The 15,251-nt window shown below is 66.2% G+C and carries 15 protein-coding genes; 8 read left to right on the top strand and 7 right to left on the bottom strand.

Going from position 1 to position 15,251, the window contains the following annotated elements:
* Nucleotides 1–251 precede the first annotated feature (251 nt).
* Entirely contained in the window at nt 252–1,172 is a 921-nt protein-coding gene (locus BLT60_RS01625; protein ID WP_244521100.1) for a DMT family transporter, read from the bottom strand.
* A 151-nt stretch (nt 1,173–1,323) separates the two neighbouring features.
* On the opposite strand from BLT60_RS01625, the gene BLT60_RS01630 reads away from it, so the two are divergent.
* The 8 genes from BLT60_RS01630 (at nt 1,324) to BLT60_RS01665 (ending at nt 8,898) form a co-directional block, all read left to right on the top strand.
* Nucleotides 1,324–2,622: a glutamate-5-semialdehyde dehydrogenase gene (locus BLT60_RS01630; protein ID WP_244521101.1), complete on the top strand. Its 1,299-nt coding sequence runs from the start codon at nt 1,324–1,326 to the stop codon at nt 2,620–2,622.
* A gap of 11 nt (nt 2,623–2,633) precedes the next feature.
* Nucleotides 2,634–3,260, top strand: a complete 627-nt coding sequence (locus BLT60_RS01635; protein ID WP_090874466.1) for a nicotinate-nucleotide adenylyltransferase — start codon at nt 2,634–2,636, stop codon at nt 3,258–3,260.
* Complete coding sequence (gene rsfS / locus BLT60_RS25025; protein ID WP_090874467.1) at nt 3,148–3,735, top strand: ribosome silencing factor; 588 nt, start codon at nt 3,148–3,150, stop codon at nt 3,733–3,735. The genes BLT60_RS01635 and rsfS overlap by 113 nt, the downstream gene beginning before the upstream one ends.
* 120 nt (nt 3,736–3,855) lie before the next feature.
* The gene (gene rlmH / locus BLT60_RS01645) at nt 3,856–4,332 is read left to right on the top strand and encodes a 23S rRNA (pseudouridine(1915)-N(3))-methyltransferase RlmH (protein ID WP_090874468.1); all 477 of its coding nucleotides are present in this window, start codon (nt 3,856–3,858) and stop codon (nt 4,330–4,332) included.
* 144 nt (nt 4,333–4,476) lie between these two features.
* On the top strand, nt 4,477–5,808 hold the full coding sequence (locus BLT60_RS01650) for a murein hydrolase activator EnvC family protein (RefSeq protein ID WP_090874910.1): 1,332 nt from the start codon (nt 4,477–4,479) through the stop codon (nt 5,806–5,808).
* Nucleotides 5,805–7,151 carry a S41 family peptidase gene (locus BLT60_RS01655; protein ID WP_090874469.1) on the top strand — a complete coding sequence of 449 codons (1,347 nt, stop codon included), beginning with the start codon at nt 5,805–5,807 and terminating at the stop codon, nt 7,149–7,151. The genes BLT60_RS01650 and BLT60_RS01655 overlap by 4 nt, the downstream gene beginning before the upstream one ends.
* 74 nt (nt 7,152–7,225) lie before the next feature.
* Nucleotides 7,226–8,359 carry a divergent polysaccharide deacetylase family protein gene (locus tag BLT60_RS01660; RefSeq protein ID WP_090874470.1) on the top strand — a complete coding sequence of 378 codons (1,134 nt, stop codon included), beginning with the start codon at nt 7,226–7,228 and terminating at the stop codon, nt 8,357–8,359.
* On the top strand, nt 8,356–8,898 hold the full coding sequence (locus tag BLT60_RS01665) for an RNA pyrophosphohydrolase (RefSeq protein WP_090874471.1): 543 nt from the start codon (nt 8,356–8,358) through the stop codon (nt 8,896–8,898). The genes BLT60_RS01660 and BLT60_RS01665 overlap by 4 nt, the downstream gene beginning before the upstream one ends.
* Here the strand turns inward: BLT60_RS01665 and BLT60_RS01670 are convergent.
* The 6 genes from BLT60_RS01670 to BLT60_RS01695 form a co-directional block, all read right to left on the bottom strand.
* The gene (locus BLT60_RS01670; protein ID WP_090874911.1) at nt 8,895–10,010 is read right to left on the bottom strand and encodes an Acg family FMN-binding oxidoreductase; all 1,116 of its coding nucleotides are present in this window, start codon (nt 10,008–10,010) and stop codon (nt 8,895–8,897) included. The genes BLT60_RS01665 and BLT60_RS01670 overlap by 4 nt on opposite strands.
* Before the next feature lie 116 nt (nt 10,011–10,126).
* Nucleotides 10,127–10,531, bottom strand: coding sequence for a F0F1 ATP synthase subunit epsilon (locus BLT60_RS01675; RefSeq protein ID WP_090874472.1), 405 nt, complete (start codon nt 10,529–10,531; stop codon nt 10,127–10,129).
* A gap of 71 nt (nt 10,532–10,602) precedes the next feature.
* The gene (gene atpD / locus BLT60_RS01680; protein WP_090874473.1) at nt 10,603–12,069 is read right to left on the bottom strand and encodes a F0F1 ATP synthase subunit beta; all 1,467 of its coding nucleotides are present in this window, start codon (nt 12,067–12,069) and stop codon (nt 10,603–10,605) included.
* A gap of 23 nt (nt 12,070–12,092) precedes the next feature.
* Nucleotides 12,093–12,971, bottom strand: a complete 879-nt coding sequence (locus BLT60_RS01685; RefSeq protein ID WP_090874474.1) for a F0F1 ATP synthase subunit gamma — start codon at nt 12,969–12,971, stop codon at nt 12,093–12,095.
* A gap of 35 nt (nt 12,972–13,006) precedes the next feature.
* On the bottom strand, nt 13,007–14,536 hold the full coding sequence (gene atpA / locus BLT60_RS01690) for a F0F1 ATP synthase subunit alpha (protein ID WP_090874475.1): 1,530 nt from the start codon (nt 14,534–14,536) through the stop codon (nt 13,007–13,009).
* The gene (locus BLT60_RS01695; RefSeq protein WP_090874476.1) at nt 14,536–15,096 is read right to left on the bottom strand and encodes a F0F1 ATP synthase subunit delta; all 561 of its coding nucleotides are present in this window, start codon (nt 15,094–15,096) and stop codon (nt 14,536–14,538) included. The genes atpA and BLT60_RS01695 overlap by 1 nt, the downstream gene beginning before the upstream one ends.
* Between the last annotated feature and the right edge of the window lie 155 nt (nt 15,097–15,251).

Raw genomic sequence — 15,251 nt, forward strand, 5'->3', positions numbered from 1 at the left:
CGATCCGCCCCGGCGCCCGGTTTCGCAAATTCGACAGTGTCGATGGCGCAGGAAGTTGGCAAGCGGCAACCGGGCGCGACTCATGCGGATTCGCTTCGCCGGCGAAATAGCCGCGGAAAACCTGACTTTCAGGATCGTTCGATCGTCGATCGAAGGGCCGTCCCGCTGCCATGAAGCGACACGCGTCGGCGTCTCTTCGGCGCACTTTCGCGCGACGAATCACTTTCGGCCAACCCGGACGAAGGGAGAGTCTAGGGCCCGGTCACCACGTCCGGCTCGACCTTCGCCACCTTCTGCTCGCGGAAGAAGATGAAGAGCCCGGAGCCGACGATCAGCAGGGCGCCGACCATGGTCGGCACCGAGGGCAGGTTGTCGAAGACGAAATAGCCGAAGACCACCGCCCAGACGATCAGCGTGTATTGATACGGCACCACGGCGGAGGCCGGCGCCAGCCTCAGCGAGCGATTGACGCAGACGATCGCCACCACCGCGACCACGCCGACCAGCGCCAGCAGCAGCCCGTCCTTCACGCTGGCGATCGGGACCCAGTCGACGGGCGCCGCCAGGACGCCGAACAGCAGGCCGCCCCACATCTGCGAGGTCGCCATCACCGTCGGCGACATGCCGCGCAGCACCCGCGTCATGATCATCAGGACCGCATAAAAGAGACTTCCGACGAAGGCGATCAGGGCGTACCAGCCGAAGGCGCCGGCGCCGGGCTGCAACGCGATCACCACGCCGATGAAGCCGACCAGCACGGCCGCCCACCGCCGCCAGCCCACCTTCTCCTTGAGGAAGATCACGGCCAGCACGGTGACGTAGATCGGCCCCGCCAGGTAGTAGGTGAAGGCGTCGGCCAGCGGCAGCACGGTGACGGCGAAATAGAAGCACGCGGTCTCCGCCGTCGCCACGAAGATCCGGACGGCCTGCAGGACCGGGCGCGGCATCCGGCCGAGTTCGACAATTCCCCGCCGGCCGAGCACCGGGGTGATCACCGCCAGTGCCGCGGCACTCCGCACCAGCAGCAACTGGGTCACCGCATAGGTGGCGACCAGCCACTTGCCGAGCGCGTCATTGACCGAAAACAGGAACATCCCCAGCACCATCAGACCGATGCCAAGGGGGATGTTCTCGCCTTGATTGGATGTGGCCGGGCCGGGCGCCGTCGCCATGATGAAATACCGTCTGACCATGTCCCGCGGCGGCGGGGCACCGTACATCGCCCGAAGCCATGGCCAAGTCCAGCCGTGGAAAGCTTGCGCGCCGGCGAATTGCGTGCAAAACAGCGTGCTTCCGGCCAAATCCCCGTGAAGGACCAGCGTCATGAGCCTTGCCGAAGCACGCGCCGATGCGAGCACCGGCGGCGATATCGCAGCCGAGATGACGGCGATCGGCCGGGCGGCCAAGACGGCGGCCCACCGCCTTGCCAACGCCACGACCAAGGAAAAGAACGCAGCACTGAAGGCGATGGCCAGCGCCATCCGTCGAAACGCCGAAACGATTCTCGCCGACAACGCCCGCGACGTCGCCGATGCGAAGGAGGCCGGGACCACCGGCTCCTTTATCGACCGCCTGACGCTCGATCCGGCGCGGGTCGAGGCGATGGCGACCGGCATCGAGGAAATCGCCGCCCTGGCCGATCCCGTTGGCACCGTTCTGGCGGCCTGGGAACGGCCCAACGGTCTTCACATCGAGCGGGTGCGCACACCCCTCGGCGTCATTGGCGTCATCTATGAGAGCCGGCCCAACGTCACCGCCGATGCAGGCGCGCTTTGCCTGAAGGCCGGCAACGCCGCTATCCTGCGCGGCGGTTCGGATTCCTTCCGCAGTTCGGGCGCCATCCATGCCTGCCTGGTCGAGGGCCTTGAATCCGCCGGCCTGCCCGCTGAAGCGATCCAGATCGTCCCGACCCGCGACCGCGCCGCCGTTGGCTACATGCTCGCCGGCCTGCGAGGCGCGATCGACGTCATCGTGCCGCGCGGTGGCAAGAGCCTCGTCGCCCGGGTGCAGTCCGAGGCCCGCGTCCCGGTCTTCGCCCACCTCGAAGGCGTCAATCACATCTACGTCGACCGCGACGCCGATCTCGAGATGGCCAAGGCGATCGTCCTCAACGCCAAGATGCGGCGGACCGGCGTTTGCGGCGCCGTCGAGACCCTGCTCGTCGACGCCAAGGTCGCCGACACCCACCTCAGGCCGCTGATCGTCGCCCTGAAGGACGCCGGTTGCCTTGTGCGCGGCGACGAGAGGAGCCGCACCGTCGCGCCGGGGGTCACCCCGGCGACCGAGGGCGACTGGTCGACCGAGTATCTCGACGCGGTCATCTCGGTGAAGGTCGTTGACGGCATCAAGGAAGCGCTGCAACACATCGAGCGCTATGGCTCGCACCATACCGACGCCATCGTCACCAACGACCAGGCGGCGGCCGACCGATTCCTCGCCAAGGTCGACAGCGCGATCGTCCTCCACAATGCCTCGACCCAGTTCGCCGATGGCGGCGAGTTCGGCATGGGCGCGGAGATCGGCATCGCCACCGGCAAGATGCACGCGCGCGGCCCGGTCGGCGTCGAGCAACTGACCAGCTTCAAGTACAGGGTGCGGGGAACCGGCCAGGTACGGCCCTGATCGGCGCCCGCATGGCCGATCGAACAGCTCCGGCGGGGCCTGTCCGCCTGCCCTCCTTCCAGCCCGGCATGAAGATCGGCCTGTTCGGCGGCTCCTTCGACCCGCCGCATGACGGCCATCGCGAGGTCAGCCTCGTCGCGATGCGCGCCCTCGGCCTCGATCAGGTCTGGTGGCTGGTCTCGCCGCGGAACCCGCTGAAGCCGAACGCCCCCTCCCAGGACCAGGCCCGGCGCATCGCCGCCGCCCGCAAGCTGGCGAATCACCCCCGCATCAAGGTCACCGGCGTCGAGGCCGCGTTAGGGACGACCTATACCGCTGAGACCCTGCGGCGGCTTTCCGAACGTCTTGAGGATGTCGATCTCGTTTGGATGATGGGGGCGGACAATCTCGCGACCTTCCACCACTGGCGGGACTGGCGGGGAATCGCCGCAACCGTGCCGATTGCCGTGTTCAACCGGCCGGGACTGGCCCTCAAGGCACTGTCCTCGCCTGCGGCGAAAGCGCTGGCGCGAGGCCGGATTCCCCATGCCATGGCGGCAAAATTGCCGGAAATGCCCCCCCCGGCATGGGTTTTCTTGCCCAGCCCCCATATCCCGCTTTCGTCAACCCTTCTCAGGGAACGCCGACGCACGTCTTGAAACCGTCACCCACAAAGGCTTATCTTTTGCTTGTCGGCGCTGCGCTGACGATAACCTGGGAAGGGACCAGACACTGACCACGGCACTTCGGAGCGAGAGCGCGGTTCACCGTTCTCCCCCAATTGCGCCTGCGAGCAGTGACCTCACAGCTGCGGACGCATTAAGAGTTGTCCTCGCGAGCCTTGAAGACTCCAAAGCCGAGGACCTGACCTCAATCGACATCACCGGCAAGACCACGATCGGCGACTTCATCGTCGTTGCTTCGGGTCGTTCCCATCGGCACGTCGGGTCGCTGGCGGATCGCCTCGTTCAGGATCTCAAATCGGCGGGCTTCCGCGATCTGAAGATCGAGGGGCAGAAGTCCTGCGATTGGGTGCTCGTCGATACCGGCGACATCATCGTCCACATCTTCCGCCCGGAAGTCCGGGACTTCTACAACATCGAGAAGATGTGGCGCGGCGTCGAGGCGGCCTGATCGCTTGAGACACCGCTGGATTGGCGACCCGCCCGGCCTGCCGGCGACATCCAGCGCGAGCGATCGGTGGCCGCGTGATGGAAAACCGCGCGAATTGGCCCCGAGCCGGGACATCGGGCAGTGAAGATCACGATGGTCGCGGTCGGCCGCCTCAAGGCGGGGCCCGAGCGCGAAATGCTCGACCGCTATCTCGACCGGGCGGACAAGGCCGGTCGCCAGATCGGCCTTTCCTTCGACCTTCGCGAACTTGCCGAAAGCGCCGCCAGGCAGCCTGCGGCCCGCAAGGCCGGTGAGGCCGAGAGCATCGCTGCGGCGATCCCGCCAGGGGCCGTCGTCGTCGTGCTCGACGAGCGCGGCAAGCCCGTTACCAGCCGTGCCCTGGCCGACAGGATCGCCGAATGGCGGGATTCCGGCCGCGACATGGCTTTTGTCATTGGCGGGCCTGACGGCCTGGCGCCCGACACCATCGCCCGCGCCGACCTTCGCCTCGCCTTCGGCGCCATGACCTGGCCGCATCAACTGGTTCGCATCATGCTCGCCGAACAGCTCTACCGGACGGTCACCATCCTCGCCGGCCATCCCTATCACCGGGATTGAGGCAAACGGCCGCTCCCCCGAATCAGGCCAGAAGCCGTTGTTCAGCCTTATTTTCCAGCCAGCCTCTGGCCGCTAGGGGTTGGTTGACAGACCGTTAATTGTCCGGGCTTAGGGTTCGGGCCAAGGACGCATTTGGGGCCCATCGTGCTCGACCTCTCTCTTCGACGGAGTGCCTGTCTCGCACTGGCCGCGCTGCTCGTTGCCGCGGGACCGGCCGCGAGCCAGGTCGAGGATCCGGCGGCGCTGGCCGAGGCGGCGCGCGATGCCCGGCAGGCCCAGCTCGAAGACGTGGCCCGCGCCATCGCCCTGACCGACGAGCGCCTCGCCGAATTGCGGTCCGAGATCGACGCGCTCGACCAGGACCGAGGCACCCTCAACCAGACCCTTATCGACACCGGAAAGCGGGTCCAGGCGCTGGAGACCAGGATCGGCGAGACCGAGACGCGGATCAACGCGCTGGTGCGCAGCGAGGATGCCATCCGCGCTTCGCTGCTGGCTCAGCGTGATGTCCTCGGCGAGGTTCTGGCGGCGCTGCAGCGAATCGGCCGCCGTCCGCCGCCCGCGATCCTCGTCCGCCCCGAGGATGCGCTCGCCTCCGTCCATAGCGCCATTCTTCTCGGCGCGGTCGTCCCCGACCTCCGCAAGGCCGCCGACAAGCTGGCCTCGGACCTCAACCAGCTGGTTTCATTGAAGAACGAGCTGGCACGCGAACGCGACCGCATGCAGGAAGACGCGTCGAAGCTGGCCGAGGACCGCGCCCGGGTCGAGTTCCTGATCGCCGAACGGCAGGGCAAGCGCGATGCCTCGGCAGCCCAGCTTGCCGAGCAGGAAAGGCGGGCCGGGGCGCTTGCGGAACAGGCGACCAGTCTCAAGGACCTGATCGCCCGGATGGAGAAGGAGGTCGCCGCTGCCGCCCGCGCCAAGGCCGAGGCCGAGGCGGCTGCCGCGAAACGCAAGGAAGCGGCCGAGATCGCCCGCACCACGACGCCGCCGAAGTCGCTCGGCGAATCGGATCGGTTGAGCCCCTCGGTTTCCTTTGCAGATGCCCGCGGCCTGCTGCCTCTGCCGGCCAGCGGCCGCATCACCCGCCGCTACGCCGAGGATGACGGCCTCGGCAGCCGCAGCGAGGGCATTTCCATAGCGACCCGGCCCAACGCACAGGTCAATTCTCCGTCAGATGGCTGGATTGTCTACGCCGGGCCCTTTCGCAGCTATGGCAAACTCTTGATCATCAATGCCGGCGACGGGTATCATGTCCTCCTGGCGGGCATGGACCAGATCAACGTCGAATTGGGTCAGTTCGTGCTTGCTGGCGAGCCAGTGGCGATGATGGCTTCGCCGAAACTTGCGAGTGCCGGGGCGGTGGACATAGTTTCGACCCAGCCTGTGCTCTATATCGAGTTCCGGAAAGATGGAAATTCGATCGACCCGGCCCCGTGGTGGGCCGCAACAGATGATGAAAAGGTTGGCGGATGATACGCAAGGCCTCACTACTCCTCGCCGGTGCGGCGTTAGGCGCGATTGTCGCCGTTACGTTCACCCAGACACAGTTTCTCGCCGGTAGTTCGGCGAACGCGGCTTCTGCCGATACCTATCGGGAACTGAATCTCTTCGGCGACGTCTTCGAGCGCATCCGCGCCGATTACGTCGAGACGCCGGACGAGAACGCCCTGATCGAATCGGCGATCAACGGCATGCTGGCCGGGCTCGACCCGCATTCCAGCTACCTCAGCCCGAAGAACTTCAAGGACATGCAGGTCCAGACCAGCGGCAAGTTCGGTGGCCTCGGCATCGAGGTGACGATGGAGGATGGCGTCATCAAGGTCGTCTCCCCGATCGACGACACGCCCGCCGCCCGTGCCGGCATCCTCGCCAGCGACCTGATCATCGCCCTCGACGGCGAACTCATCGAGGGCCTGTCCCTCAACGAGGCGGTCGAGAAGATGCGCGGCCCGATCAACACCCCGATCACGCTGACCATCAAGCGCGAGAATGTCGACAAGCCCTTCGAGGTCGAGCTCACCCGCGAGGAGATCACCATCCATTCGGTGCGCTCCCGCGAGGAAGAGGATGTCGGCTATGTCCGCATCTCCTCCTTCAACGAGCAGACCTTCGACGGCCTGAAAGAGGCGATCGACGAGATCAACGAGAAGATCGGCAAGGCCAAGGTCAAGGGCTACATCATCGACCTTCGCAACAATCCCGGCGGTCTTCTGGATCAGGCGATCGCGGTGTCCGACGCCTTCCTCGATCGCGGCGAGATCGTCTCGACCCGCAGCCGCCACGCCGAGGAAACCCAGCGCTACAATGCCCATTCCGGCGATCTCGCCGCGGGCAAGCCAGTGATCATCCTCGTCAATGGCGGGTCGGCCTCGGCTTCCGAGATCGTTGCCGGCGCGCTCCAGGATCATCGTCGCGCGACGATCATCGGGACGCGCTCCTTCGGCAAGGGATCGGTGCAGACCATCATCCCGCTCGGCGCCAACGGCGCGCTCCGCCTGACCACGGCCCGCTACTTCACGCCGTCGGGCACGTCGATCCAGGCCAAGGGCATCGACCCCGACATCGAGGTCATCCAGGAGCTTCCCCCGGAACTGGCCGAAGCGGCCGGCATCGAGCCGCGCGGCGAAGCCAGCCTCAAGGGACACCTTGAAGGCGAGGACGCCGCAGCGGGCGAGGAGGAAGAGTCCGGCTCGCTGGCTTATGTCCCGTCCGATCCGGAGGACGACAAGCAGCTTCACTACGCGCTCGACCTCCTCAACGGCCTCCAGGTGAACAGCGAGTTCCCGCCGGATCCGTCCCGCGGCATCCCGAACTGATCGCCAGACCCCGATTCCGGTGGCGCGCCTGACATGCGCCACCGGCCCTGCCTTCCTCTTCATCGCGGACGCTGATGGCGACGGATGACCTGAACAAGCCGCTGGGGCTGCCGCGAGAGCGCAAGGCGCATCGCACTCCCCTTGTCGCGCTGGTCGCCCCACCCCTGCTCATCGCCATCGGCCTGATCGCCTTCTTCGCCTTCGGCGACGGCCCGGACGATCCCGGCAACGTCGTCGCGGCGATCGACGACACCTCCCCGGACCAGACCGGCAGCGTCGGCCCCGCCCTTACCCCGGTCTACGAGGCCCAGAGCGAACCGCTGGTCGAGGTCAAGCCGACTGGTGGGCTGCGCGAAGTCCGCGGCAACGACGTCATCATCAGCGACCCGAGCAAGCCGCGGCCCATCCGCCTCGCCGCCGCTCCGTTCGAGGACCTGATCGAGGCCGACGAGAACGGCCTGCTCCCGCGGATCGGCGACGACGGCACCCGCCCGCTCGACGCCTATGCCCGCCCGGCCGGCGCGACCGAGGGCATGAAGCGGATTGCCATCGTCGTCGGCGGCATCGGCATCGAGGGCGAGGCCGGCCAGTCGGCGATCGCCAGCCTGCCCGGCGAAGTCACCCTCGGCATCGTCCCCTATGGCGAGGACCTGCCGGCCACCGTCGCCGAAGCCCGCGCCCTCGGCCACGAGATCCTGCTCCAGTTGCCGATGGAGCCCTATAATTACCCCGACATCGACCCCGGCCCCAATACGCTGACCGTCGCCGGCGGCACCGCAAAGAACCTCGACCGGTTGCGCTGGCTGCTCGCCCAGACCACGACCTATGTCGGCGTCATGAACTATATGGGCGCCCGCTTCACCGGCGACGACCGGGCGCTGGCGCCGATCCTTGGCGATATCGCCGATCGCGGCCTGCTGTTTCTCGACGACGGCTCCTCGGCGCGCAGCCGCGTCGGTGCCTTCGCTTCCGACAGCGCCCCGGTGATCCGCGCCGATCTCGTCCTCGATGGCGACACGGCGCCGGCGGCGATCGATGCGAGGATCAAGCAGCTTGTCGCCATCGCCAGGGAGCGCGGCTATGCCGTCGCCACCGCCACGGCCTTCCCCTCGACGATAGCCCGCATTTCGGCCTTCGCCCGGGTGGCGGAGGAGAACGGCATTGCCCTGGTGCCGGTTTCGTCCCTTGTCCGTGCCGACGGATCATGAGCAAGAAGACCGGGAAGCCGAAGAAGCAGAAGAGAGCGCGCGCCGTGGAAGACCTGCCCTACCGGCCGTGCGTCGGCATCGCCCTATTCAATGCCGCCGGCCGGGTCTGGGTCGGATGCCGCGCCGACGATGGCGCGGCCGAGGCGGAGGGCGAGGGCCACTGGTGGCAGATGCCCCAGGGCGGCCTCGACGACGGCGAGGACCCGTACCAGGCGGCGCTGCGCGAACTCTACGAGGAAACCTCGGTGAAGAGCGTCAGCCTGATCCGCGAGGCGCCCGGCTGGCTCACCTACGACCTGCCGCCGGAACTCATCGGCATTGCCTGGAAGGGACGGTATCGCGGCCAGAAGCAGAAATGGTTCGCCCTGCGTTTCGAGGGCGATGAGTCCGAGATCGACGTCCTCGATCCCGGCGACGGCGACACGCCGGAATTCTCCGAATGGCGCTGGGAAAAGCTCGACCGTCTCCCCGACCTGATCGTCCCGTTCAAGCGTCAGGTCTATGAAGGCGTCGTCTCGGCTTTCGCAGACATCCCCTAGCCGGCCTCGGCCAGCACCGCCTCGACCGGACGCCGCAACGACATCGGCATCCGGGGCCCATAGCCGAACCGCACGACGAAATCCGGACGCCGGTCGCCGAGATCGAGGTGATCCGCAAACCGTCGCCGAACTGCCGCCACTTCCACCGGCTGGTTGAGAAAGGCGTGCGCGATGCCGAGACTGGTCGCGGTCAGCGCAAAGCGCTGATACGCCCTCCCTGCTTCGATCCAGCTGGCCTCGTCATTGGTCTCCGACACGAACACCATCAGGCCGGCCGAGGAGTCGACCTGTTCGACGATCCTGGCGTTCTCCGACTTGGCCGAGAAGACCAGAGGAAAGATCATCTTTCCGATCGGCCCCGGAAGCACCGGGTTCCCCGAAACCGCGGCAAACAGCCCATCGCGGGTGCTGAGCGCCTCGCCATAGCTGAACCGGATCCATCGCGTCAGTTCGGCGGCGAAAGCCGGATCGTCGATCTGCTGCGTGTTGCCGTCGACGATAAAGGCAACGATGCGGTCGATGGCGCCGCGGTCGGTGATCGAGATCGTTTCGACGCCGGTGCCGCGGCCGGCCGTTTCGAGCCTTGCGATATCTGCTGGTGAGACGCTCCTCCCGTCATAGACCGAGCGCGTGCATTGCCGGCGCGGAATCGCCTCGGCGAGTCCTTGCGTGCCGGCTCCGCCACCCGGTTCCAGATCGATGACGATGCGTGAGCCGGCCGGGTCGAATCGCGGCGTCGCCGCCAGACCGACCAGCGGCGCCGCCTGGACGATGTTCTCGATCGCGCAGCCGAGACTGGCGAAGAGATGATGATCGTCCGGGTCGACGATCGCGCACCGCCGTTCGCGATCGGGCGTGACGGTGATCGAATTCGCTGCAATGGCGAAGCGCCACGGCTGGGTATTGTGACTGTTGGCGGCGAGCGTGGCGTAGCGAACCAGTTCGCGGTGGCGCTCAAGGCCGGGCCCCACGGTCAGCGGACGCCGTATCGCCTCGACTTCGGCTGCCCAGGCGCTCGCGCCTTGCCGTGCCCACATGGCATATCCAAGCCCGCCGGCAACCGCTGCGCCGCCGAGTCCCGCTCCGATCGTCAAGAGTTGTCGCCGGTTCATGGCCCGCTCCCTCGGGAGCAGCATCGCCTGTGGCGGGAGCCGGCGCGTTGACGCCGGTCAAACCGGCTTTGCCGGAGCGCAGAAAACCCGGCGGCGACCGCCGGTGTTCTGTCGGATCAGGCGGCGGCCTTGGCCGCCTGGACTTCCTGGAGCTGGTTGAGACGCATCTCCGCCGCCGCCTTGGCTACCGGATCGGGGGCGTCGTTCACGTCTTCCTGAGCGTTTTGCACTTCCTGCGCCAGCGTCGCCGCGTCGAGTTCCGACAGCGGCATCGCCTGCTCGGCCAAAATGGTCAGCCCGTCGGGGCCGACATCGGCAAAGCCGCCGCGAACGAAGATCAGTTCGGTGTCGCCGCCACGCTGGACCTCGACCACGCCGGGCCGCAGCGTCGACATCTGGGGCGCATGGCCCTTGAGCACCGCGAAATAGCCCTCGGTCCCCGGAACCACCACCTGGTCGACCGGCTCCGACACCAGGAGCTTCTCCGGCGCTACCAGTTCGAACTGAAACGGATCAGCCATCTTCGTTCCCTAATTCACGCGGGCGACGACCGGCCGGCGAGGCCGGCTGGTCGCACACGACAAGCGCCTGATCAGGCGGCTTCGGCCGCCAGCTTCTTGGCCTTCTCGACCGCGTCTTCAATGGTGCCGACCATGTAGAAGGCCGGCTCCGGCAGGTGATCGAACTCGCCGCTCACCAGCCGCTTGAAGCCGCTGATCGTGTCGGCCAGGTCGACGAAGATGCCCGGCGAACCGGTGAACACCTCGGCGACGTGGAACGGCTGCGACAGGAAGCGCTCGATCTTGCGCGCCCGGCCAACCGCCAGCTTGTCCTCTTCCGACAGCTCGTCCATGCCGAGAATGGCGATGATGTCCTGGAGCTGCTTGTAGCGCTGAAGCACCTCCTGCACCTGGCGAGCCACCTCGTAATGCTCGTCGCCGACGATGCGGGGATCGAGCATGCGCGAGGTCGAATCGAGCGGATCCACCGCCGGGTAGATGCCCTTCTCGGCGATCGAGCGGTTGAGCGTCGTCGTCGCGTCCAGATGGGCGAAGGAGGTCGCGGGCGCCGGATCGGTCAAGTCATCGGCCGGCACGTAGATCGCCTGCACCGAGGTGATCGAGCCCTTGGTCGTGGTGGTGATCCGCTCCTGCAGCGCGCCCATGTCGGTGGACAGTGTCGGCTGATAGCCCACCGCCGACGGGATGCGGCCGAGCAGCGCCGAAAGCTCGGAGCCGGCCTGGGTGAAGCGGAAGATGTTGTCGACGAAGAACAGCACGTCCTGCCCCTGGTCGCGGAAATATTCGGCGACCGTCAGCCCGGACAGCGCGACGCGGGCGCGGGCGCCCGGCGGCTCGTTCATCTGGCCGAACACTAGGGCGCACTTGGACCCTTCGGTCGAACCATTGTTCTTGGCCGGATCGACATTCACGCCGGATTCGATCATCTCGTGATAGAGATCGTTGCCCTCGCGGGTCCGCTCGCCGACGCCGGCGAACACCGAGTAACCGCCATGCGCCTTGGCGACGTTGTTGATCAGTTCCTGGATCAGCACGGTCTTGCCGACGCCGGCGCCGCCGAACAGGCCGATCTTGCCGCCTCGGGCATACGGTGCGAGCAGGTCGACGACCTTGATGCCGGTGACCAGGATCTGCGCCTCGGTCGACTGGTCGACATAGGACGGCGCGGGCTGGTGGATCGATCGCTTCTGCTGCGACTTCACCGGGCCGGCTTCGTCGACCGGCTCGCCGATGACATTCATGATCCGGCCGAGGGTCTCCTCGCCGACCGGCACCGAGATCGGCTCGCCGGTGTCGACGACTTCCTGGTCGCGGACCAGGCCTTCGGTGACATCCATCGCCACGGTGCGGACGGTGTTCTCGCCGAGATGCTGCGCGACCTCGAGAACCAGGCGGTTGCCATGGTTGTCGGTCTCGAGCGCATTCAGGATCGCCGGCAGATTCTCCGGGAACTGCACGTCGACGACGGCGCCCATGATCTGCGTGATGCGCCCGGTGACCCCGGGAAAGTTCTCTTTGGTCTTGCTCGTCTTTGCCATGACCTACCTCTGCTGGAGTCCGTTCAGAGCGCCTCGGCGCCCGAAATGATTTCGATGAGTTCCTTGGTGATTTGCGCCTGACGCGTCCGGTTGTAGTTCAGCGTCAGCGCATCGATCATTTCGCCGGCATTGCGGGTCGCGCTGTCCATTGCCGACATCTTCGCGCCCATCTCCGAGGCCGCGTTCTCCAGCAATGCCCGGAAAATCTGGACCGAAAGGTTGCGCGGCAACAGGTCGGCGAGAATCGCTTCCTCGTCCGGCTCGTATTCGTAGGCGGCGCCCTCGCCGGCCGATTCGGGATCCACCTTGATCTCGGCCGGGATGAGTTGCTGCGCCGTCGGCACCTGGCTGATCACCGACTTGAACTCGGCGTAATAGACGGTGCAGACGTCGAAAGCGCCCTCGGCGTAGAGGTCCAGAACCTTCTGGCCAACCTTGTCGGCATCGGTGAAAGCCAGCCGCTTGACGGCGCGCAGGTCGATCAACTCGATGATCTGCTTCGGGAAGCGCCGGCGAAGGATGTCATAGCCCTTCTTGCCGACGCAGAGGATCTTGACCGTCTTGCCTTCGCTCGTCAGGCGAACCGCATGGTCGCGCGCCAGACGGGCGATCGAGGAGTTGAACGCGCCGCAAAGCCCGCGCTCCGCCGTGCAGACGACCAGCAGGTGGACATCGTCACGGCCGGTACCGGACAGCAGCGCCGGCGCGTCGTCGCGGCCGGAGAAGGTCGTCGCCAGGTTGGCGAGCACCGCATTCATCCGCGACGAATACGGACGCGCCGCCTCGGCCGCGGCCTGCGCCCGGCGCAGCTTGGAAGCCGCCACCATCTGCATGGCTCGCGTGATCTTTTGCGTCGCCTTGACCGAGGCGATGCGATTGCGCAGTTCCTTGAGGCTAGCCATGGCTCAGAAGCCTGTCATCCGTTTGGGTTCAAGCCTCACACGAAAGCCTTGGCGAAGGCGTCAGCCGCCGCCCGCAGGCGCTCGGTCGAGCTGTCGTTCAGGGCCCCCTTCTCGCGAATCTCGTCGAGCAGGTCCTTGTGCTCGGTGCGCATCAGGGCGAGGAAGCCGGTCTCGAACTCGCCGACCTTGTTGACCGGCAGGGTGTCGAGATAACCGTTCACGCCGGTGAAGATCACGGCGACCTGCTCTTCGACCTTGAGCGGCGAGAACTGCGGCTGCTTGAGAAGCTCGGTCAGCCGGGCGCCACGATTGAGCAGCCGCTGGGTCGCGGCGTCGAGGTCCGAGCCGAACTGGGCGAAGGCCGCCATTTCACGATACTGGGCCAGTTCGCCCTTGATCGGTCCGGCGACCTGCTTCATCGCCTTGATCTGGGCGGCCGAGCCGACGCGGGACACCGAGAGGCCGACGTTCACCGCCGGGCGGATGCCCTGGTAGAACAGGTCGGTCTCGAGGAAGATCTGGCCGTCGGTGATCGAGATGACGTTGGTCGGGATATAGGCCGACACGTCGTTGGCCTGGGTTTCGATGATCGGCAGCGCCGTCAGCGAGCCCGAACCGTTTTCCTCGTTGAGCTTCGCGGCCCGCTCGAGCAGGCGCGAATGGAGGTAGAACACGTCGCCCGGATAGGCTTCACGGCCCGGCGGACGACGAAGCAGCAGCGACATCTGGCGATAGGCGACGGCCTGCTTGGACAGATCGTCATAGACGATTAGCGCATGCATGCCGTTGTCGCGGAAGAACTCGCCCATCGTGCAGCCGGTGAACGGCGCCAGATACTGGAGCGGCGCCGGCTCGGAGGCGGTCGCGGCGACGACGATCGAATATTCGAGCGCACCATTTTCCTCGAGAACCTTGACGAGCTGCGCGACGCTCGACCGCTTCTGGCCGATGGCGACATAGACGCAATAGAGCTTCTTCGACTCGTCGTCGGTGGCGTTGACCGATTTCTGGTTGAGGATCGCATCCATCGCGATGGCGGTCTTGCCGGTCTGGCGATCGCCGATGATCAGCTCGCGCTGGCCACGGCCGACCGGGATCAGCGCGTCGATCGCCTTGAGGCCGGTCTGCATCGGCTCATGCACCGAGCGGCGCGGAATGATGCCCGGCGCCTTGACGTCGACCCGCTTGCGCTCGCTCGATTCGATCGGCCCCTTGCCGTCGATCGGATTGCCGAGACCGTCGACGACGCGGCCGAGCAGGCCCTTGCCGACCGGCACCTCGACGATGGCGCCGGTCCGCTTGACCGTGTCGCCTTCCTTGATGTCCCGGTCGTCGCCGAAGATCACGACACCGACATTGTCGGTCTCGAGGTTCAGCGTCATGCCGCGGATGCCGCCGGGGAATTCGACCATCTCGCCCGCCTGGACGTTGTCGAGCCCGTAGATGCGGGCAATACCGTCACCGACCGACAGGACCTGTCCGACTTCGGAGACTTCCGCCTCCTTGCCGAAATTCTTGATCTGGTCCTTGAGGATCGCGGAGATTTCTGCGGCCCGGATTTCCATCAGCCGACCTCTTTCATAGCGAGCTTGAGTGAGCTGAGTTTTGTCCTCAGCGAAGAATCGATCATGCGGCTACCGACCTTGACGATCAGCCCGCCGATCAGCGCGGGATCGACACGGGCGTCGAGAGCGACGTCCTTGCCGAGAGAGTCTTTCAATGCGGCCTTGAGCGCCGACACCTGGGCGTCGGTCAACGGCTCGGCGCTGGTCACCTCCGCGGTCGTCTCGCCGCGGTGGGCCGCCATCATCCGGCGGAAGGCGGTGATGATGCCCGGCACGGCGAAAAGCCGCCGGTTCTTCGCCACCAACTGGAAGAAGTTCGCCACGAGTCCCTTGATCTCGGCTTTCTCGAGGACGGCGCTGACGCCGCGCAATTGCTCCTCGGCCGAATAGATCGGGCTGCGGATGAAGCTCTGCAGGTCGTCGCTCTGGTCGTGCATGGAGGCGAAACGCCCCACGTCCGCCTCGAGCTCGGCCAGTGCCTTGTCATCCTCGGCAAGCTCGAACAGAGCCGTCGCGTAGCGCTCTGCAAGCCCCGAAACGGGAGATGAATTGTCCGCCACCTGTTCCCAGTTCTCCGACGCGCGAGGCCTCTGAAGCGAAGCCTGGCTAATTTCTGTTCAAGGCCTTGAACGGATTGAGTTCTTGGAATGAGGTGACTTTCGCCACGTCAGACCCACCCCTTATTCGCCGGTTCGATTAGCATAGGCCCCTAGTC

This window comes from Bauldia litoralis, assembly GCF_900104485.1.
Taxonomy (GTDB): domain Bacteria; phylum Pseudomonadota; class Alphaproteobacteria; order Rhizobiales; family Kaistiaceae; genus Bauldia; species Bauldia litoralis.